This is a genomic window from Streptosporangium sp. NPDC002544, from assembly GCF_040295965.1.
In the GTDB taxonomy this organism is placed as follows: domain Bacteria; phylum Actinomycetota; class Actinomycetes; order Streptosporangiales; family Streptosporangiaceae; genus Streptosporangium.
The window spans coordinates 45,911-64,477 of sequence record NZ_JBEOWJ010000043.1 but is presented as its reverse complement, the minus strand read 5'-3'; the positions used below and the strand labels follow the sequence as shown (position 1 = coordinate 64,477).

General features: G+C 70.0%; 18 protein-coding genes and 1 pseudogene. 9 read left to right on the top strand and 10 right to left on the bottom strand.

The features are described from left to right. The 4 genes and pseudogenes from ABT061_RS42315 to ABT061_RS42300 all read left to right on the top strand — a co-directional run. Window positions 1-244, top strand: a pseudogene (locus ABT061_RS42315) (hypothetical protein); the annotation flags it as partial. 471 nt (window positions 245-715) lie between these two features. Beyond that, window positions 716-2,101, top strand: coding sequence for a selenium-binding protein SBP56-related protein (locus ABT061_RS42310; RefSeq protein WP_350928933.1), 1,386 nt, complete (start codon window positions 716-718; stop codon window positions 2,099-2,101). A gap of 11 nt (window positions 2,102-2,112) precedes the next feature. Continuing rightward, complete coding sequence (locus ABT061_RS42305) at window positions 2,113-2,739, top strand: hypothetical protein (RefSeq protein ID WP_350928931.1); 627 nt, start codon at window positions 2,113-2,115, stop codon at window positions 2,737-2,739. 40 nt (window positions 2,740-2,779) lie between these two features. Continuing rightward, on the top strand, window positions 2,780-4,039 hold the full coding sequence (locus ABT061_RS42300) for a serpin family protein (protein WP_350928929.1): 1,260 nt from the start codon (window positions 2,780-2,782) through the stop codon (window positions 4,037-4,039). Window positions 4,040-4,072: 33 nt separating this feature from the next. Here ABT061_RS42300 and ABT061_RS42295 read toward each other — a convergent pair whose 3' ends face one another. Both ABT061_RS42295 and ABT061_RS42290 read right to left on the bottom strand, forming a co-directional pair. Beyond that, complete coding sequence (locus ABT061_RS42295) at window positions 4,073-4,864, bottom strand: SDR family oxidoreductase (RefSeq protein WP_350928927.1); 792 nt, start codon at window positions 4,862-4,864, stop codon at window positions 4,073-4,075. Window positions 4,865-4,925: 61 nt separating this feature from the next. Then, window positions 4,926-5,666, bottom strand: coding sequence for an SAM-dependent methyltransferase (locus tag ABT061_RS42290; RefSeq protein ID WP_350928925.1), 741 nt, complete (start codon window positions 5,664-5,666; stop codon window positions 4,926-4,928). Window positions 5,667-5,773: 107 nt separating this feature from the next. On the opposite strand from ABT061_RS42290, the gene ABT061_RS42285 reads away from it, so the two are divergent. After that, window positions 5,774-6,595, top strand: a complete 822-nt coding sequence (locus ABT061_RS42285; protein ID WP_350928923.1) for a MerR family transcriptional regulator — start codon at window positions 5,774-5,776, stop codon at window positions 6,593-6,595. On the opposite strand, the gene ABT061_RS42280 is transcribed toward ABT061_RS42285, so the two are convergent. Together ABT061_RS42280 and ABT061_RS42275 are read right to left on the bottom strand one after the other, a co-directional pair. After that, window positions 6,579-7,016, bottom strand: coding sequence for an SRPBCC family protein (locus tag ABT061_RS42280; protein ID WP_350928921.1), 438 nt, complete (start codon window positions 7,014-7,016; stop codon window positions 6,579-6,581). The genes ABT061_RS42285 and ABT061_RS42280 overlap by 17 nt on opposite strands. Window positions 7,017-7,258: 242 nt before the next feature. Next, window positions 7,259-8,176: a diacylglycerol/lipid kinase family protein gene (locus ABT061_RS42275; protein WP_350928919.1), complete on the bottom strand. Its 918-nt coding sequence runs from the start codon at window positions 8,174-8,176 to the stop codon at window positions 7,259-7,261. A 166-nt stretch (window positions 8,177-8,342) separates the two neighbouring features. Here ABT061_RS42275 and ABT061_RS42270 point away from each other — a divergent pair, with 166 nt between their 5' ends. From ABT061_RS42270 to ABT061_RS42255, 4 genes are all read left to right on the top strand, one after another. Then, window positions 8,343-8,840, top strand: coding sequence for a hypothetical protein (locus tag ABT061_RS42270; protein WP_350928917.1), 498 nt, complete (start codon window positions 8,343-8,345; stop codon window positions 8,838-8,840). Window positions 8,841-9,201: 361 nt separating this feature from the next. Continuing rightward, window positions 9,202-10,776 carry an acyl--CoA ligase family protein gene (locus tag ABT061_RS42265; RefSeq protein ID WP_350928915.1) on the top strand — a complete coding sequence of 525 codons (1,575 nt, stop codon included), beginning with the start codon at window positions 9,202-9,204 and terminating at the stop codon, window positions 10,774-10,776. A 138-nt stretch (window positions 10,777-10,914) separates the two neighbouring features. After that, window positions 10,915-11,694, top strand: a complete 780-nt coding sequence (locus tag ABT061_RS42260; protein WP_350928913.1) for an IclR family transcriptional regulator — start codon at window positions 10,915-10,917, stop codon at window positions 11,692-11,694. An 8-nt stretch (window positions 11,695-11,702) separates the two neighbouring features. Then, entirely contained in the window at window positions 11,703-12,560 is an 858-nt protein-coding gene (locus ABT061_RS42255; RefSeq protein WP_350928911.1) for a fumarylacetoacetate hydrolase family protein, read from the top strand. On the opposite strand, the gene ABT061_RS42250 is transcribed toward ABT061_RS42255, so the two are convergent. From ABT061_RS42250 to ABT061_RS42225, 6 genes are all read right to left on the bottom strand, one after another. Further along, complete coding sequence (locus ABT061_RS42250; protein WP_350928909.1) at window positions 12,542-13,441, bottom strand: aldo/keto reductase; 900 nt, start codon at window positions 13,439-13,441, stop codon at window positions 12,542-12,544. The genes ABT061_RS42255 and ABT061_RS42250 overlap by 19 nt on opposite strands. Continuing rightward, window positions 13,438-14,157 carry an MBL fold metallo-hydrolase gene (locus tag ABT061_RS42245; RefSeq protein ID WP_350928907.1) on the bottom strand — a complete coding sequence of 240 codons (720 nt, stop codon included), beginning with the start codon at window positions 14,155-14,157 and terminating at the stop codon, window positions 13,438-13,440. Before ABT061_RS42245 ends, ABT061_RS42250 begins: the two co-directional genes overlap by 4 nt. A 64-nt stretch (window positions 14,158-14,221) precedes the next feature. Further along, the gene (locus tag ABT061_RS42240; protein ID WP_350928905.1) at window positions 14,222-15,166 is read right to left on the bottom strand and encodes a zinc-dependent alcohol dehydrogenase; all 945 of its coding nucleotides are present in this window, start codon (window positions 15,164-15,166) and stop codon (window positions 14,222-14,224) included. Between the two features lie 4 nt (window positions 15,167-15,170). Then, a complete protein-coding gene (locus ABT061_RS42235; RefSeq protein ID WP_350928903.1) occupies window positions 15,171-16,100 on the bottom strand; it encodes an NAD(P)-dependent oxidoreductase in 930 nt (309 codons plus the stop codon). Next, on the bottom strand, window positions 16,097-16,933 hold the full coding sequence (locus ABT061_RS42230) for an SDR family NAD(P)-dependent oxidoreductase (protein ID WP_350928901.1): 837 nt from the start codon (window positions 16,931-16,933) through the stop codon (window positions 16,097-16,099). Before ABT061_RS42230 ends, ABT061_RS42235 begins: the two co-directional genes overlap by 4 nt. Window positions 16,934-16,971: 38 nt before the next feature. After that, a complete protein-coding gene (locus ABT061_RS42225; RefSeq protein WP_350928899.1) occupies window positions 16,972-18,549 on the bottom strand; it encodes an ABC transporter substrate-binding protein in 1,578 nt (525 codons plus the stop codon). Window positions 18,550-18,567 lie beyond the last annotated feature (18 nt).

Here is an 18,567-nt window from a genome sequence, read left to right as displayed (position 1 = left end):
CACGGACCCGAAGGACCCGCAGGACCGGAAGGACCGGAAGGACCCGCAGGACCAGCAGGCGCTGACGGCGCACCCGGACCCGAAGGACCCGCAGGACCGGAAGGACCGGAAGGACCCGCAGGACCAGCAGGCGCTGACGGCGCACCCGGACCCGAAGGACCCGCAGGACCAGAAGGTCCGGAAGGTCCTCAAGGTCCCGAAGGGCCGCAAGGACCACCCGGACCGCCCGGATCGGGAACTTTGAGCACCCCGACGACCAAGCCACCGGTTATCAGGATGCCGATCATCACCGCCCCGGTCATCTGGACTCCCATGCATGCCTGCTCTCCCGTGAGAATCTGCTGAGGTTTTCCGGAGAGCTCAGGGAACAGGTCGATTGACACCTCCCGGCCCAGCGGTTCACTCCTTAGGTCCCTAGGACCAGGAAAGTGGCATTCGGGAACGGCTGTGCCGGGCAGGTGGCCGTCGACTGACCGACAGAACTGACAGACAGCGAGGTACGGGGCATCATCGCCCCGTACCTCGCTGTCTGTCCGCCCCCCTGCCTGAAGTTCTCACACCCACGAAGTCGTCTCCTCTTCCGCAGGCCCGCGAATCGACACCGCCGGGCATCGCAGTCCTCCACCCCGACTACGCGATATGCCCCTGGACAGCGGGAAGTTTTCCTACAAGATTAGTTGGATATCGGTTCCGGCTACGAGTCCAGGAGTTCGCTGTGCCGCTCATCCAGCCTGACCCCACCTTCTACCCGTCCGCCCGCGAGGCCATGCTGGCCCCTCCGGAGGGGCTCGCCTACGTCGCCCTCCTCGACGCGGCCGGCGACGGCCGGCCCGATGGGCTCGCCACGATCGACCTCTCTGACGGATCGATCATCGATGTGCACGACATGTCCGTCCCCGGCGACGAGCTCCATCACTTCGGCTGGAACGTGTGCAGCGCGGCCCTGTGCCCGTACGCGCCGCACCCGCACGTGGAAAGGCGCTACCTGGTCCTCCCCGGCCTGAGGTCCAGCCGGATCTACATCTTCGACGTCAAGGACGACCCCCGGCATCCCAAGCTCGTCAAGACGATCGAACCGGAGACGGTCTTCAAGAAGACCGGCTACAGCCGCCCGCACACCGTCCACTGCGGCACGGACGCCATCTATGTCAGCGCGCTCGGCAACGTGGACGGCGACGCGCCCGGCGGGGTGTTCACTCTCGACCACGACACCTTCGAGCCAAAGGGCCGCTGGGAGTCCGACCGGGGGTCACAGCGGCTGCACTACGACTTCTGGTGGCACCTCGGACACGACACGATGATCACCAGCGAGTGGGGGACGCCCAACCAGATCGAGCCGGGCCCCTCGCTGGAGCTGCTGGTCGGCCGGCAGTACGGCCACAAGTTGCACGTCTGGGACCTGGCCAAGCGCAGGCATCTCCAGGAGATCGACCTGGGTGACCAGCATCAGATGGCCCTGGAGCTCCGGCCCGCCCACGACCCGACCAAGACCCACGGCTTCGTCAACACGGTGATCAACGTCGAGGACCTGTCGGCCGGCATCTTCACGTGGTACCTGGAGGACGGCCTCTGGAAGGCCCGCAAGACGATCACAATTCCAGCCGAGCCCGCCGACCCCGACCTGCTGCCCGAACCGCTCAAGCAGTTCGGCGCGGTACCGCCGCTGGTCAGCGATATCTCCCTGACCCTCGACGACCGGATCCTGCTCGTCTCGGCCTGGGGCACCGGCGAGCTCAAGGCGTACGACGTCTCCGACCCGTTCGCCCCGCGCGAGACCGGCTCTGTCCGAATCGGCGGGATCGTCCGGCGCGACGCCCACCCTTCCGCCCCTGACCGGGCGCTGAACGGGGGGCCGCAGATGGTCGAGACCAGCAGGGACGGGCGGCGGGTCTACTTCACCAACTCGCTCTACCGGTCCTGGGACGACGTCTTCTACCCCGACGGCATCTCCGGCTGGATGGCGAAGGTGGACATCGCCGACGACGGTTCGATCGCCCTCGACCCCGGCTTCTTCGTCGACTTCGCCGCCGACGGCCGCCGTGCGCACCAGATCCGCCTGCAGGGCGGCGACTCCTCCTCCGACTCCTACTGCTTCCCCTAAAGGCCCGCCCGATGGATCTGACGTCCCTGCTCGTCCTGGCCGGGCTCGGTGCCTTCCACGGCCTGAACCCGGCCATGGGCTGGCTCTTCGCGGTCGCGCTCGGTCTGCAGGAGCGCTCGCGCGACGGAGTCCTCCGGGCGCTGCCGCCTATCGTGTTCGGCCACGCGGGCTCGGTGCTGATCACGCTCGGGCTGGTGTCCGCGGCACGGCTCGCCGCCCCGCCGAAAGCGATCTCGTACGGTGTGGCGGCCCTGGTGTGCGCCTTCGGCCTCTGGCGGCTGCTCAGACGGCGCCACCCCCGCTGGGTCGGCATGAGGGTGACGAGGTGGCAGCTGGCCGGATGGTCGTTCCTGATGGCCACCGCGCACGGAGCGGGCCTGATGGTGCTCCCGGTCACCCTGCGCGGCGGGCATGAGGGACACGGAGGGCATGAGGGCCATGACGCCACCGCACTGGCCTCGCAGAGCCTGCTGGCGACCGGGGTGCACACGCTGGCCATGCTGGTGACGGCCACTGTCCTGGCCCTGGTCGTCTACGAACGGCTGGGGGTGGCGGTGCTCCGCAAGGCGTGGTTCAACCTCGACCTCGCCTGGGCCGTCGCCCTCATCGGGGCGGGCGCCTTCGCCGCACTCACCTGACGTCACCCGCCGCGCCGAGGGTGAACCACCGTGCGACGGCATGCGTGTTAGAAGCATGCGCCGACTGTTTCCCGCCCTGCTGGCCGTCGCCGTCCTGTCATCGTGCGCCATGGCCGAGCCCAACGTGATCACCGCTGAGGAGGTGCGGCGGGAGGTCCCGGAGAACCCTCCGGTCGCGGAGACCGTACGTGGTCTGACGTCCTTCGGGCATGCCCTGTTCGCCGCGACCGCGAGCCCCGGGGCCAACGCCGTCCTGTCACCCCTGAGCATCGGTTACGCCTTCGGCCTGGCGAGGGCGGGGGCGGTCGCGGATACCGCGACCGAGCTCGACGAGGTCTTCGGTTTCCCCTCAGCAGGACCGCATACCTCGCTCAACGCGCTCACCAGGCAGATCATCACGACCGAGGACCCGCCACCCCCTCCTGCCCCGGGTGCGGAGCGGGATGCCCGGGACACCCCCGCCCCTGCGATCGTGGGCATGGCCAACGGGCTGTTCACCCAGGAAGGGCTGAGCGTCAGGGCGGAGTTCCTGCGCACCCTCGCGGCACAGTACGGCACGGGTGTGCACCAGGTGGACTTCACCGGGGATGGCGCCAAGGTCATCGACGCCTGGGCCGAGGAGCGGACAGCCGGGCGGATCAGGAAGGTGTTCGACAACCTGAGCCCACGGACCAGGCTGGTCATCGCCAACGCCGTATACCTCAGGGCCGAGTGGACGACGCCGTTCATCGAACCGCCCGAGGAAGGCGCCTCCTTCACCCGCGCGGACGGCACGACCGTGCGTACGGCCCTGATGCGCCGCGACGGCGGCCTCCCGTACGCGGCGGGGCCCGGCTGGCAGGCCGTGGAATTGCGGTACGCCGGCGGTGACCTGGCCATGTGGGTTCTCGTACCGCAGGCGGGCGGTTCTCCCGGCGACCTGCTCTCCCCCGCCGTGATGGCACGGGTGGCCGCCGGGCTCAGGGAACGGCCGGTGAGGCTCGCCATGCCACGCTGGGACTTCTCCACGAGCCTGGACCTGGCGGAGCCGCTCGGGAAGCTGGGACTGCGGGAGACCGACTATTCGGGCATCACCGACGGCGCCTCTCTTGAGCAGGCCGTCCACCGCGCCAACATCACGGTGAACGAGTGGGGGACCGAGGCCGCCGCCGTCACCGGCCTCGCCTTCGCCGTATCGGCCCCGGCCACGCCCGAGGCCGAGGTCCGCGCCGACCACCCGTTCGCCTTCGCGATCGTTCACCGGCCGACGCTGACCCCGTTGTTCATCGGCCAGGTCGGCGATCCGGCCGCCAGGGACTGAGCCGGCACGGACGGTCAGGCCGGCCCCCGGCGATCACGCCCGCAACGAGTCAACGAAATGCGCCATTCCGGTCAGCCAGCGGTCGGGGTCCTCGGCCTTGCGCCGGACGAAGCCGGCGACCTCGGGGTGCGGAAAGATATGGAACCGCTCGGCGGCGAGGCCCTCGACCACCGCGTCGGCCACGGCCTCAGGATCGAGGACGGGTCCCGACGCGCCCGCCGCCCTCGCGCTGAGATGGTCCGCGGTGACGCCGCGCTCGAACATGGCGGTGCGCACGCTCTGCGGGCAGAGCACGCTGACCCTGACGCCCCTGGTCGCGTAGTGGATGGACACCCACTCGGCGAAGGAGATCGCCGCCGACTTGGTCACGGCGTAGGGGGCGTCTCCGGGGCAGCTCACCAGCCCGGCCGCCGAACAGGTGTTGAGCAGGTAGCCCTCACCGCGCTCGACCATCCCGGGCACGACCGCGCGTGCCGCGTAGACGTGGGCGAGGACGTTCACCGCGATCGTCCGGGTCCAGTCCGGGTTCGTGGCGTCGAGCCCGCGGCCGGTGGTGACACCGGCGTTGGAACAGAACAGGCCGACCGGGCCGAAGGCGCTCTCGGCGGTGGTGACCAGGCCTCGTACGTCCTCCTCGACCGACACATCAGCCCGTACCGCGACCGCCCGGTCACCGATCTCCCTGGCCACCGCGGTCGCACCCGCCGCGTCGATGTCGGCCACGACCACGCCGGCCGCCCCTTCGTCGGCGAACCTGCGGACCATCGCCCGGCCGATCCCGCTCGAGGCCCCGGTCACCACCACGACCTTGTCCCGCACCCGCATGCAAGCTCCCTCGAACCGACCAGCCGGTCTCTGGGAACCTATTCCTACCCGCCAGTAGCCGTCAACGACGGCGCAGCACGAAGACACCCCAGCCGAGGTGTTGCCTGCCGTACTCGACATGCGAGCGGCGGCAGCGCTCCAAAAAGCCGCGCACTCCCTCGACGTCGGGATCGTCGGGATTGTCACGCAGCCAGTCACTCAGCGTCCACCACTGGCTCGCCACGTAACGGTCCCAGCTGTCCTGGTCGGCGAGGACCATCTCCAGCACCTCGACCCCTGCCGCCTCGAACCTGTCGAAGGTCCCCGCCAGCGAGGTGAAGTCGTCCGGTCCGAACCCGAACGACTCGTATGCCGCCGCGGGCGGCTCGGAGTTCCAGTACGGCTCGCCGACGAGCAGGATCCCGTCCTCCTTCAGCGAGGGGAGCATCAGCTTGACCGTTCCCTCCAGCCCGTTGCCGATCCAGGTCGCCCCCAGGCAGGACACGACGTCGAACGCCCCCGGCTCCGCCGGGTAGGCTCCGGCGTCACCCTTCTCCAGGCGTACGCGATCGGCGACCCCGAGTTCCCTGGCCCTGGCACGCGCCGCGTCGAGGAAGACGTCGCTGATGTCGACCCCGACCCCCTCGATCCCGTGGGCGAGAGACCACTGGCAGAGCATCTCCGCCTTGCCGCAGCACAGGTCGAGCAGGCGGGCTCCCCGCCGGAGCCTGGCGACCTCGCCGAGCAGCGCCAGCTTGTCGTTCGTGAACGGGTTGAGGATGCGGTGACCGCCCTCGGCGATCTCGTGAAAACGCAGTGACATGACCACCATGCTTCCCGGGTGGGGAACGGCCGGACAACCGGTTATCCGCAGGGGGCGGATCTGAGGTTGCGGCTGACACGGTGTCAGCCCCTATACCTGAAGGCACCATGTTCAGCATAGGAGAGTTCGCCCAGCTCGGCCGCGTGTCGGTGCGCATGTTGCGCCACTACGACGCGATCGGCCTACTTCAGCCCGCCCATGTCGACCCGGCCGGTCACCGCTTCTACCGGGCCGACCAGCTGTCACGGCTCAACCGCGTCATCGCCCTGAAGGACCTCGGCTTCACCCTGCACCAGGTCGGTTCGATCCTGGACGAGCGGGTCGACGCCGCAGAGCTTCACGGGATGCTGCGGTTGCGCCGCGCGGAACTGGAGGAGCGGATCGCGGCGGACGCGGCGCGGCTGATCCGGGTGGAAGTAAGGCTCACGACAATCGCCAAGGAAGGTCACATGCATCCCGAAGAGGTTCTGCTCAAGCCGATCCCCGCGACCCGCGTGGCGGAGCTCACCGCCGTCGCGGCGAGCTACGACGCCGAGGACATCGGCCCCGTCATCCAGCCGCTCTTCGACGACCTGTGCCGGAGGATCGAGACCGCCGGAGTAAGGATCACCGGTTATGGCATCGCCCGCTACGAGCCGGAGGCCGACGGCCGGGTGACCGTGCACGCCGGGTTGGAGGTCTCCGCGGAGACGGGCGGCGACTACGACTTCGCGATCGTGGACCTGCCGGAGATCGAGTCGGCCGCCACCATCATTCACCGCGGCTCGATGGAGCAGACGGGCCCGACGTTCCAGACGCTGGCCCACTGGATCGACGAGCACGGCTACCGGGGTGTCGGACTCGCGCGGGAGGTCTCCATCGACTGCCCACCCGACGACCATGACAGCTGGGTGACCGAGTTGCAGATGACGGTCACGCGCGCGCGATGACCAGGTCGCCGAGGCGGCGGAGGTCCTGCTGGAGCTTGTTCCTGAGCACGCGTCTGACAAAGGGGACACGCAGGCGCTGCAGGCCGCGGAGCCTGATCCTGAGGTGAACGGTCACCAGGCACCGGTCGCCGTCCAGCGGCACGACCGACCTGCCGCCCTCGGCGTCGATCCCCGAGATCATCCGCCAGGCGAACTCCGTCCCGGGAACCACCGAGGTCACCACGCTGCCGGTGTGATGGACACGGCCCCCGAAAGTGATGGATTCGTCCGTGGTGGTACCCGGGACGACGAGGCCCGGCGGGTCCGGCGCCATGGTGGTCACACCCGCCCGCCATCGGGGATCCTGGCCGAAGTCGGCGATGATCCGCCATATCTCGGCCGCCGGACGCGCTATCTCGATCGACACGTTCAGCTCGATCACAGTCCGTACACGATCCCTGTCGGGCGCTCTGACCTCGCCCGCGAGCGAGCACCGGAACGGACCCGCCTGGGGCGGCCGGGGCCGTCGACCTCCGTCCAATGACTACTGGTCATTGCCGCCCTTTTCCATAAAGCAATTTAGTCGACAAACCATACCGAATCTGCATTTGTTATGAATGTTGACTAAAAGGGAGAATCTGCGGCAACCTGACAGAGCTGTCCCCGGTCCACGGTGGCCGGGGATCACAGCTGCTCGGAGCCGGTGGACTCGGGGACGCGGATGGTGATGCCGCCGGGTACGACCCTGGCCTTGAGCTTGGTGACGGCCCCCTTGGCGCCGCCGTCCAGCTCGTAGGTCATGGGAGAGCCGAATCTGGCGGTGATCTTGCGTGCCCGGGTCATCCGGACGAACGGCGACTCCTCGGACCGCCCCGTGCTCATCCGGCCGAGCACGCGGGCCCACTGGATCGGCCCCTTCGCGGTGGTCACGCCGATCTCCAGCCATCCGTCGTCGGGACGCGCGTCGTCGAACGCCTCGATACCGCCGGTGATGGTGCCGACGTTGCCCAGCAGCAGGCAGCTGGCCTCGCCCTCGAACCACGTCACCCCGTCGATCCTGACCTCCGTCGGCACGAGTTCCCCGCGGACGTGGCGCAGTCCCGTCCAGACGTACGCCACACGCCCCAGGCGGTCCTTCAACCCCCGGTCGGCCTCCTCCACCATCGCCGCGTCGAAGCCGACCCCGGCCATGACGGCGAAGTGCTCCCCGTTGACCTTCCCCAGGTCCAGCTTCCGGCTCTCACCGTGGAACGCGACGTGCACGGCCTTGGGCAGGTCCTCGGGGATGCCCAGGTTCTGCGCGAAGAGGTTGGCCGTTCCCGCGGGGAGGATGCCGACCGTGACGCCCGAGCCCGCGATCGCGTCCACGCAGCGCTGCACCATGCCGTCACCGCCCCACACCAGGATCAGGTCGGCCCCCTCCTTCAGCGCCTTCCGCGCCTTCTTCGGCGCCTTCTTGCTCTTGGGCACCTCGTACCAGAGCAACTCGCCGACTCCCTCGTCGGCGAGGAGCCTGCGCAGCTCGTCCAGCCCTCCGCCGAATGACTTCCGCCGGTGAGCGATCACCGCGACCGTGCCGATCCTCTGCTTCCGGGGCAGCATCTGACCTCCTGTAGCACCGTGCCGGATACGGTGGCGGCTGCCCTCGCCCCGGAGCGGCAAACGTCGCGTGCGCCCAGCTCGTATCTGGTTTCCGCGCCTCCCGGCTGCCCGTCCGGTTCGGTCAATCGGTGATCAACTGGTCCTGGAAGTCACTATCGTCACACCCATGGAGCAACTGGCGTTCACCTCGACCACCCTGGTCAACTTCAAGGACAGGACCTACCGCTGGGTGGACGTGAAGCACTTCCGCATCACCCCCGGACAGGACGACGAACCGCTGCTCACCGCGCTGCTCTCGCACCAGCTGTACCGGGACGACTATCTGGGCTCCGACTCCTGGAAGGGCGACGGATCGGTGCACGGCCCCTACCGCCTCGACGCGCTCTCGGCCGCCTCCTTCGAGGACGTCGACGCGGAAACCGCCTCCGCCACGATCCGCACCTGGGCCGGCAGATACACCGATCTCCCCGAGACCGTCGCCCACGACCTGGAGACCGAGGTCTACCGGCTGATCCGCGCGGCCACCTCCCGCTATCGCCTCCGCGACCTCGACGAGGCGGCCCGCGACGACGACCTGGGATGGATCCTCGGCGAGTTCCACGAGCTGGTCCTGATCGACCGGAACGAGGGCTCCCTGGCCGTCATCGTCGCCTCCGACGACTGACCCGGGCCCGCCGTTCCCAGGAGCGCGAGGGCGCCCTCCCGTGTGAACGACGAGGGGCGCACGGGGAGCGGGGCTTACCCGTGGACAGGGGCCGATGACCGCTTACTCGGACCCAGCATCCCAGGTCAGAGCACTCCACGACATACCGACCAACCATCCGGCCAAACCGTGGCCGAGTCCCGGACCTCCTCAGCCGGCCAGGCCGGCACCGACGCCCAGGTCCCCTGCCCCCGATCAGCCCGCGAGCACCGCGGTATCTCCTCGCGACTCCTTTTGAAGTTCACATATATGAACAGCTTGACAGCATACGGAACCCAACTGACAATGGGCCGCAACGTCCGGCAAGAGAGGTGGAGTTGTCGTGTCGGCTCATGTCAGCCAGACGCCCGGCGCGAGCATCGCCGCCGGCCTGAGTTTCGATGCCCTCACCCCGACGGCCTTCCTCGACCGGGCCGCGGCGGTCCACGCCGACCGCACAGCGGTGATCGACGGGTCACTCCGGCTGACCTACCGCGAGCTGCACCAGCGGTGCCTGCGCCAGGCGGGCGCGCTCGCCGGTCTGGGCGTGCGGCCGGGCGACCGCGTCGCCGTACTCGCCGCCAACACCCCGCTGCTGCTGGAGTCGCATTTCGGCGTGCTGTACGCGGGGGCGGTGCTGGTCACCCTCAACACCAGGCTCTCGGCCGAGGAACTGCGTCACATCATCCAGCACTCGGGCGCTCGGCTGCTGCTGTTCGACCCCGAGTTCGCCGAACTCGCCGCGGCGGTCGTCGAACCGCTGGAAGACCTGAGGACCGTGAATCCGGAGGAGTACGAGTCGCTGCGCGCCGACGCCGCGCCGTACCGGGTTCCCGTGACCGACGAGCGCGCTCTGATGGCCCTGAACTACACCAGCGGAACCACGGGGCCCGCCAAAGGGGTCATGTACCACCACCGGGGCGCCTACCTCCAGGCCCTGGCGATGGTCAGCCACTTCCGCCTCACATCGGAGGCCGTCTACCTCTGGACGCTGCCGATGTTCCACTGCAACGGCTGGGCGTTCCCCTGGGCGGTCACGGCCGTCGGCGGCGTCCACGTCTGCCTGCGCAGAGTCGACCCGCCCCGGGTGTGGCAGCTGATCGCCACCGAGCGGGTCACCATGCTGTGCGCCGCGCCCACCGTACTGATCTCCCTGGTCGAGGCCGCCCCTGCGGCGTTCGACGGCCACCGGGTGACGATCGCGGTCGGCGGCGCGCCGCCGTCGCCCACCCTGCTCCAGGGCTGCGACCGGGTCGGCTTCGACGTCACCCACCTGTACGGCCTGACCGAGACGTTCGGCCCGGCGGCCATCTGTGACTGGCGGCCGGAGTGGTCGGCCCTGCCCGCCGACGAGCAGGCGCTGCTGCGCGCCCGCCAGGGCGTCTCGAACCTGGTGTCGTGCGCGATGCGCGTCCTCGACGCCGAGGGCCTGGACGTGCCGCGGGACGGGGAGACGATCGGCGAGGTCGCGCTGCGGGGCAACACGGTGATGCTCGGCTACTACCGGGACGAGAAGGCCACCCGGGCCGCCGCGCCCGACGGCTGGTTTCGCACCGGCGACCTCGGCGTACTGCATCCGGACGGCTACCTGCAACTGCGCGACCGCGCCAAGGACATCATCATCTCCGGCGGGGAGAACATCTCCTCGATCGAGGTCGAAGCGGCCCTGGCCGGCCATCCGGCGGTCCTGGAGGCGGCGGTGGTCGGCGTTCCCGACGACCGCTGGGGCGAACGCCCGATTGCCTTCGTGACCCTGCGCCCCGGCGCGGAGGCCTCGGCTGAGGAACTGCGCGCGTACGTGCGCGGCCGGCTCGCCGCGTTCAAGGCACCGGACCGGATCGAGTTCGGGGAGCTGCCCAAGACGTCCTCCGGCAAGATCCGCAAGGTGCTGTTGCGGGCTCGGGCCGATGTCCGCTAGCGCCGCCGGTCGAGAGCGTGGACCCCCACGCGGGGCGACCAGCCGGACCTTTCCAGGTTCTCCCCTGTGCGTCAGCGAGCCGAGTAAGGTACCACTGACCGAACCCCGGTTTACCTACATGAACGGCTTTCCATACCCATGAACCCACTTGTCAAGTCGGCAGACCGTACCCTCGCCATTCTGGACCTGCTGACCGACCATCGCGACGGCCTTACCCTGACCGAGATCCAGCGCCTGCTGGAGATCCCGAAAAGCAGCACCTACACGCTGCTCGTCACGATGGCCACCCGGGGGTTCCTGGAACAGGACGCCGAGACGCGACGCTTCCGCGTCGGCATCCGGCTGTGGCAGGCGGGCCAGAGCTACGTCGCGGTCTCCGACCTGGAGCAGGCGGCGCTGCCGTACATGGAGGCGCTGCGGGACACCTTGAACGAGACCGTCCAGCTGGCCACGCTCGACGGCACGGACAACGTCTACATCGCCAAGGTCGACCCCGATCAGCAGCTGCGGCTCGCTTCCCGCGTCGGCATCCGGCTGCCGGCCTACGCCACCGGGATCGGCAAGGCCCTGCTCAGCCAGCTCGGCGACGAGGAGATCCGGGAACGATTCGCCGAGGTCCGCTTCGTCCAGTACACCCCGCAGACCATCATGTCGCTGCCCCACCTGCTCGCCGCCGTGCGCGAGGTGCGCGAGAACGGCTACGCGACCGACAACTCCGAGTACACCCCCGGCGTGTTCTGCATCGCCGCCTCCTTCAGCGGCCACCGGGGGGGCAGCCGCGCCGCGATCAGCGTCTCGATCCCCGAGATGCGCAAGACGCCGGCGCTCATCGCCACGACCATCGACAACGTCCGCTCCACCGCTCACCAGCTCTCGTTGCGCATGGGCTACCAGGACGGCGCGGGCGGCAACGTATAAGGACTGACATGGAACTCTTCCGGTTCGGCCCCGCCGGGTCAGAACGCCCCGCCGTACGGCACGAAGGTCGCGAATACCACCTCACCCCGCTGACCGCCGACCTTGACGGCGCGTTCTTCGCGGCCGACGGTATCGAGCGGGTCGCCGCCGCCCTGGCCGCAGGCGAGCTTCCGGAGATCGACACGGCCGGGCAGCGGATCGGGTCGCCCATCGCGCGGCCGGCCGCCGTGGTGTGCATCGGGATGAACTACGCCGCCCACGCGGCCGAGTCCGGCGCGGCCCCGCCGGAGCAGCCCGTGGTCTTCCTGAAGCACCCAGGCTGCGTGGTCGGCCCGGACGACGAGGTGATCCTCCCTCCCGGCTCGGTCAAGACCGACTGGGAGGTCGAGCTCGCCGTGGTGATGAAGCGCACGCCGCGCTATCTGAGTGACCCGTCCGAGGCCCTCGACTACGTGGCGGGCTACGCGCTCTCCAACGACCTGTCGGAGCGGGCGTTCCAGCTTGAGGTGTCGGGCGGGCAGTGGTCCAAGGGCAAGTGCGCCGAGACGTTCAACCCGCTCGGCCCGGTGCTGCGGCCCGCGGCCGAACTCCGGCCCGACCGGCTGCGGCTGCGTTCCTGGGTCAACGGCGAGCCACGGCAGGACTCAAGCACCGCCGACATGATCTTCTCGGTGCCCGAGCTCATCGTGCATCTGAGCCACCACATGCTGCTGCTGCCCGGCGACGTCATCAGTACCGGCACCCCCGAGGGCGTCGGCCTCTCCGGCCGCTTTCCGTACCTCAAGGCCGGCGACGTGGTGAGCATGGAGATCGACGGGCTGGGCCGGCAGGAGCAGAAGGTGGTGGACTACCAGCCCGCGTCCTGAGTCGGCGGCTCCGCCCGGTCCAGCGACCGCAGCTCCTCCTCGCTCAGGACGAGCCCGGCCCCCCGTACGGCGGCGGCGACGCTGCCCGGGCGCCCGGCGCCGACGACGGGAACGACCATCGGGGACTGGGCCAGCAGCCAGGCGATGGCCACCTCGTGCGCGCTCACGCCACGCGCCAGCGCGATCTCGCCAAGGGCGGGCAGGCGGCCGGCCAGGCCGCGCGCCCCGGCGGGCCCGCCGAACGGCGAGTAGGCGAGGTAGGCGATGCCGTGCGCGGTGCAGTGGTCCAGCACCGCGCGATCGGCGCGGTCCAGCACGGAGAATCGGTTCTGCACCGCGTCGACCCGGGTCCGCGCGGTGGCCTCCCGTAGCTGAACGAGCCCGACGTTGCAGACCCCGACGAGCTCGACGAGACCTTCATCACGCAGCCGGGCCAGCGCGCCGACGCTGTCGGCGATCGGCACCTCCGGATCGGGCCAGTGCAACTGGTACAGGTCGATCCGCGGGACACCGAGCGCGGCGAGGCTGCCCAGGCAGTGCCGCCGCAGGGTCTCCGGCCGGGCGTCGACGGGAAATCCGCCGCCCGGGTCGCGCCAGTGCCCACCCTTGGTCGCCACCAGGACCGAGGAGCCGCGCGGGTGAGCGGCCAGGCCCCGCGCGATCAGCTCCTCGTTGTGGCTGCACCCGGGACGCGAGGCCGGGACGTAGGCGGGCGCGGTGTCCACCAGCGTCACCCCGGCGTCGATGGCGGCGTGCAGCGTCGCGAGCGCGGCCGCCTCGTCCGGCTCCGCGACCAGAGACCAGCGGGCGCCGCCCAGCCCGACCGGGCCGACCTGGCGCGATCCGATCAGCCGGGGCGTCGGCGGGCGGATCCCGGTCACGAACCGGGGACCGCCGCGACGACGCCGTCCGGATAGCGGGTGAGCTGGTCGGCGTCGTAGAGGGTCAGCGGCACGTCGGCCACCCTGCGGACCCGCTCGTGGGCCGCCATCGCCTCGTAGATGTTCTCGCAGATCCCGATGGGCTGGTCGGTGTCGAGGTTGCGGCGGGTGAAGTAGGCGTCGGTCACCGTGACCACGCCCGCCGTGCTGTCGATCTCCACGGCCATGGAGGCGCGGTGGTGCGATCCGGTCCACCAGGTGCGGATCCCCGGCACCACCTCGTCCTCGTCGGCGAGCAGCCGGACCCGGTCCCACGCGTCGTGGGTGAGATAGCTCAGCACGTGCGGCGGCAGGCAGGACCAGCGGTCGTCGTGCGGGTGCCGCTTGGTGCGGTGGAAGTGGGTCCAGCCACGCTCGGTCAGGCAGAATCGCGCATTCGGGAACAGCGGGATGTTCGAGGTGGTGTAGAGCTGCAACGGCGTCAGCAGGACGTGGGTGACCTCCTCCAGCGCGACCCCGTGCGCGGCCAGCTGGTCGGGCAGCCACTGGCCCTGCTCGCGCCGCATCGCCGCGCGCTCGCCGAGGAAGCCGGCCCACTGTTCGTTCATCGGGCCGAGGTCCTCGGCCGGCCCCGTGCCGACGAGCGCGGTGACTCCTTCGCCCTGGATCAGCACGGCCTGGAAGGCCAGCCGGTACCACTGGTCCCAGTCCGACATCCAGTACACCTCTGGACCCGGAACGTCTCCATCGCCCAGATGAAGCAGGCGTACACCGAACATCTCACTCCTCTCCCCACGGGCGCAGCAGCGCCTTGACGACATCCTGGCGGCCCGCCATCAGCTCGCCGAAAATGGCCGCGCCGTCGGCCAGGTCGAAACAGGACGTCCAGTCCAGCGCGACCTCCTCGGCGAGCTTCACCGCGTGGGCGAACTCGGCCGCCGTGTAACAGTACGAACCGACGATGTGCTTCTCCTCGCGGACGATCTTCTGCCCGTCGAAGGCGGCGTCGCTGCTGAGCAGTCCCACCCACACGGCAGTGCCGCCCGGGCGCAGGTGCTGCACCGACATACGGTGCGTCGCCGCCGCGCCGACGGCGTCCACGACGATGTCGAACTCGCCCCGGAGAGACGTGGTGACGGCGGTCGCGCCCAGGCGACCGGCCACCTCCAGCCGCTCCCGCGACAGGTCGCAGACCACTACCTGGTCGGAGAACTGCCTGGCCACGAGCATGGAGACCAGGCCGATCGTGCCGGCGCCCAGCACGGCGACGCGGGCGCCCTCGGCCGGGCGGGCCAGGTTCAGCGCGTGCACGCCGTTGGCCAGGGGCTCGATCATCGCCGCCGTCTCGAACGACATGGACGGCGCGAGCGGGTGCAGGGCCTTCTCCGGCACGGAGACGTACTCGGCGAACGCCCCCGCCCGGTGGATGCCCAGGATGGCCCGCTCGCGGCAGAGATGGTCGCGGCCCAGCAGGCACAGGTCGCACGCCCCGCAGCTGAGCAGGGGGTTGACCGTGACCCGGCGGCCGTCGGGGGTGGTCCCGGCGAACTCGTGGCCCATGATCAGCGGTGGCCGTCGGAAGCCGCTGTCGCGGATGCCGTGCAGCTCGCTGCCGCAGATGCCGACCGCGCGGACCTTGACCAGGACCTCGCCGTCGACCGGCTGGGGGTCCTGGACATCGAGCAGCTCGACGGTGCTCGGCTTGGTGAAAACGAGAGCTCGCACCGTCTCAGCCCGCCGCCGTCAGCAGGTCGCGCATGATCTCGGCGGCCCGCCGCTGGAGCATCGGCAGCGACCGCGTCGAGAGGTAGGCGACATGCGGGGTCACCAGCACGCGGTCGTGCCCGGCCAGCTCCGCCGATATCCCGGACGGCGGCTCCCCGGCCAGTACGTCCAGCGAGGCGAAGCCCAGCGTGCCCGCCTCCAGTGCGGCCAGCAGCGCGGCCTCCTCCACCAGGGCGCCCCTGGCGGTGTTGACCAGGTGCCCGGCCGGGCCGAGCGCGTCGAGCACCGCCCGGCCGACGATGCCGCGGGTCTGCTCGGTCGAGGGCACGTGCAGCGTGAGGTGGTTGACGGCCGCGGCCAGGCCGGACAGCGTCGCATGTCCGGTGACGTCGGGGGGCAGGTCGGTGACGTACGGATCCCACACGTGCACCGGGAAGCCGAGCGCGGTGGCGCGCCGGGCGACCTCACGGCCGATCCGCCCGAACCCGGCGATGCCGACGGGGTCCTCGCCGGGGGGCAGCGGCGCGGCGATGCCCTCGGTGGTCCATCCCCTGACGGTGTAGGACCGGCTCGCCGCGGTGAGCCTGCGGTTGTGGGCGTAGATCGACGCGACCGCGTGGTCGGCCACCTCTGCCAGGCAGTAGTCGTCCACGTTGCGGACCTCGATGCCCAGCCGGGCGGCGGCGGCCAGGTCGATGTTGTCCAGGCCGATCCCGTACCGCACGACCGCGCGCAGCCGGGGAAGGCCCGCCAGGACCCGCTCGGTCAGCGGCGCCCATTGCACCAGCAGGCCGGCGGCGTCCGCGCCGACCTCCAGTACCTTCTCCTCGGTCCTGGCGTCGTGCCGGCTCACCTCGAAGGCGGGGACCAGGACGCCGCACTCGATGGAGCCGTCCCCCAGGTTGGTGTCGGTGATGACGATGTGCGTGTTCAACGCGGGTTCCTCGAATCGCTGTCGATGTGCGTCACCGGAGCGGATCCGGCGAAGCTGGAGTCCTCGCCCAGGCCCTCAGGACCCATGGCCAGGTAGCCGCCGTCCACGGGCAGTTCCACGCCGGTGATGAAGCTGGCGTCGGAGGAGCACAGGAAGGCGATGGCACGGGCCACCTCGTCCGGCTCGCCCAGGCGGCGCAGCAGGTGGAAGCGGCCCCAGACCGGTTCGACGGCGGCCCGGTCGCCGTGCGCGGCCCGGCTCACCTCGGGTGTCCAGATCCATCCCGGGCTGACCGCGTTGACCCGGATACCGTCCGGGGCGAGGTCCATCGCCATGCACTTGGTCAGCGTCAGGATGGCGCCCTTGGTGGCGTTGTAGGTCCAGCGCGCGGGCTGGGCGACGTGGGCGGAGACACTGGCGGTGTTGACGATCGCGCCCGCCCCGGAACGGGCCAGCAGCGGATGCGCCGCCTGCACCACGTTGCTGATGCCCTGCACGTTGACCCGGAGCACCCGGTCCCACTCCGGCGGAGTCACGTCCAGGCCCCGGGCCAGGAAGTTCACGGCGCAGTTGACCACCGCGTCCAGGCGGCCGTGCGCGGCCCCGATGCCGGCGACGGCGCGGCGCACCGCCTCGCCATCGCCGACGTCGACCACCTCGACGGTGGCCGTGCCGCCCGCCTGCTCGATCGCCTCGCGAGTGGCGGCCAGGCCGGTCTCGTCGACGTCGAACCCGATCACATGCATGCCGCGCGCGGCGAAGCGCAGAGCCGTGGCCGCGCCGATACCCGACGCGGCGCCGGTCACGACGCCGACACGATCCGTCCAGTCCATGATTGTCCTACCCTTCGGTCAGGCGTCCGGTCGCGAGGTCAGCCCGACACCCACGCGTTCAGGAAGCTCGGCACGCTGTAGCGCAGCCGGCCCGGCTCGTCGAGGTCGATGCTGTGCACCCGCTTGGACCAGATGAAGCCGATCGGCGCGCTGGTCGTCCACACCCACGGGAGCCGGCTGGTCAGGACGGCGTCCGCCTCGTTCCACAGCTTCTTCTGCTCCTCGGGACTCCCGGTGACGCGGGCCGCCTCGGCCTTCTCGTCGAAGGCGGCGTCCTTGAACCCGCCGGTGTTCAGATCGCCACCCGAGTGCAGGAACCGGTACGGCAGCAGGTCCGGGGTGAGGAATCCGGCCATCGTCCAGCAGATCGCCCCGTACTTCTTGCCGAAGAACTGTGCCAGCCAGGCGGAACCCTCCAGCGCGTCCAGCTTCACGTCGAACCCGGCCGCCTTGAGCTGGGAGACGATGACGTCGGTGGCCGCCCGGGCGTTGTTGCAGGTGTAGGTGAAGGAGGCCTTCTTCCCGGTCTCCGTCTCGTACGCCTTGATCAGCTCCTTGGCCCCCGCGAGGTCGTACTCCGGGTTGGCCTCGGTGCCGTGGAAGGGATTGCCCTCGGGGAAGAGGCTGACCGCGGGCTTGCCCAGGCCCTCGGTGGCCAGGTCGACGATCTCCTGGCGGTTGAGCGCCTTCGACACCGCCTGACGGACCCGCTCGTCATCGAAGGGGGGCCTGGTCACGTTGAGGATGATGCTGTCCTGGTCACCGCCGACGCCCTGGACGAAGTTGACCTGGGTGTTCGCCTTGGCCGTCTTCATCAGCGTCGAGGAGGTGGTCGCCATCAGGTCGATGTCCCCGGCCAGCAGCGCCTGGTAGGCGCTCTGCGGGTCGCCGATGGTCTTGACCACGACCTTGTCCAGGTAGGCCTGCTTGTCCTTGTTCCAGTAGTTGGGGTTGCGGACCAGCTCCACCGGACTGCCCGGCGACCACGACTGGAGCTTGTACGGCCCGACCCCGGCGGCGTGCGCCGTGTAGTCGTCGCCGTACTGCTTCAACGCCGTCGGGGAGGCCACGTACCCGGCGGTGCCGGAGCCGTCGTAGGCGAACACGTACGGCAGGTTGCTGAAGGGCTTCTTCATCTTGATGACGACCGTGCTGTCGTCCTTGACCTCGACCGAGTCGATGGAGGACAGCAGCGCCGCCGCGGTCGAGCCCTCGGCCCTGTTCCGGTCGAGGTTGAACTTCACCGCCTCGGCGTTGAAGGGCGTGCCGTCGCTGAACTGGACGCCCGTGGGCAGCGTCATCTCCCAGCTCATCTGGTCATCGCTCTCGACCAGCGACTTGGCCAGGTTCGGCTCCGGCTGATCACCGATCTTCGGCACCACCATCAGCGTGTCGTAGACCGCCGAGCCGATCAGCGCCATCGTGTTGGCCGAGCCCTTGGAGGGGTCGAGGGTGGTCAGGTCGACCCCGCCGCCGACGGTCAGGGTTCCCCCGGCCTTCGGGACGGCATCGGTGGCGGCGGGGGCGCCGGAGGTGGTGCTGCCGTCCTGCACCGTGCAGGCGGACATGGTGATCGCCGTGGCGGACGCGAGGAGGAGGACGGTCGCCCTGCCCACGCGGCTACCCCGATATGG

Coding starts and splice junctions, on each gene's coding strand:
- ABT061_RS42230 (WP_350928901.1), bottom strand. CDS start 16,933: ATGGACTGGACGGATCGTGTCGGCGTCGTGACCGGCGCCGCGTCGGGT.
- ABT061_RS42245 (WP_350928907.1), bottom strand. CDS start 14,157: ATGTCGGACTGGGACCAGTGGTACCGGCTGGCCTTCCAGGCCGTGCTG.
- ABT061_RS42270 (WP_350928917.1), top strand. CDS start 8,343: ATGGAGCAACTGGCGTTCACCTCGACCACCCTGGTCAACTTCAAGGAC.
- ABT061_RS42275 (WP_350928919.1), bottom strand. CDS start 8,176: ATGCTGCCCCGGAAGCAGAGGATCGGCACGGTCGCGGTGATCGCTCAC.
- ABT061_RS42295 (WP_350928927.1), bottom strand. CDS start 4,864: ATGCGGGTGCGGGACAAGGTCGTGGTGGTGACCGGGGCCTCGAGCGGG.
- ABT061_RS42285 (WP_350928923.1), top strand. CDS start 5,774: ATGTTCAGCATAGGAGAGTTCGCCCAGCTCGGCCGCGTGTCGGTGCGC.
- ABT061_RS42255 (WP_350928911.1), top strand. CDS start 11,703: ATGGAACTCTTCCGGTTCGGCCCCGCCGGGTCAGAACGCCCCGCCGTA.
- ABT061_RS42300 (WP_350928929.1), top strand. CDS start 2,780: ATGCGTGTTAGAAGCATGCGCCGACTGTTTCCCGCCCTGCTGGCCGTC.
- ABT061_RS42305 (WP_350928931.1), top strand. CDS start 2,113: ATGGATCTGACGTCCCTGCTCGTCCTGGCCGGGCTCGGTGCCTTCCAC.
- ABT061_RS42260 (WP_350928913.1), top strand. CDS start 10,915: ATGAACCCACTTGTCAAGTCGGCAGACCGTACCCTCGCCATTCTGGAC.
- ABT061_RS42290 (WP_350928925.1), bottom strand. CDS start 5,666: ATGTCACTGCGTTTTCACGAGATCGCCGAGGGCGGTCACCGCATCCTC.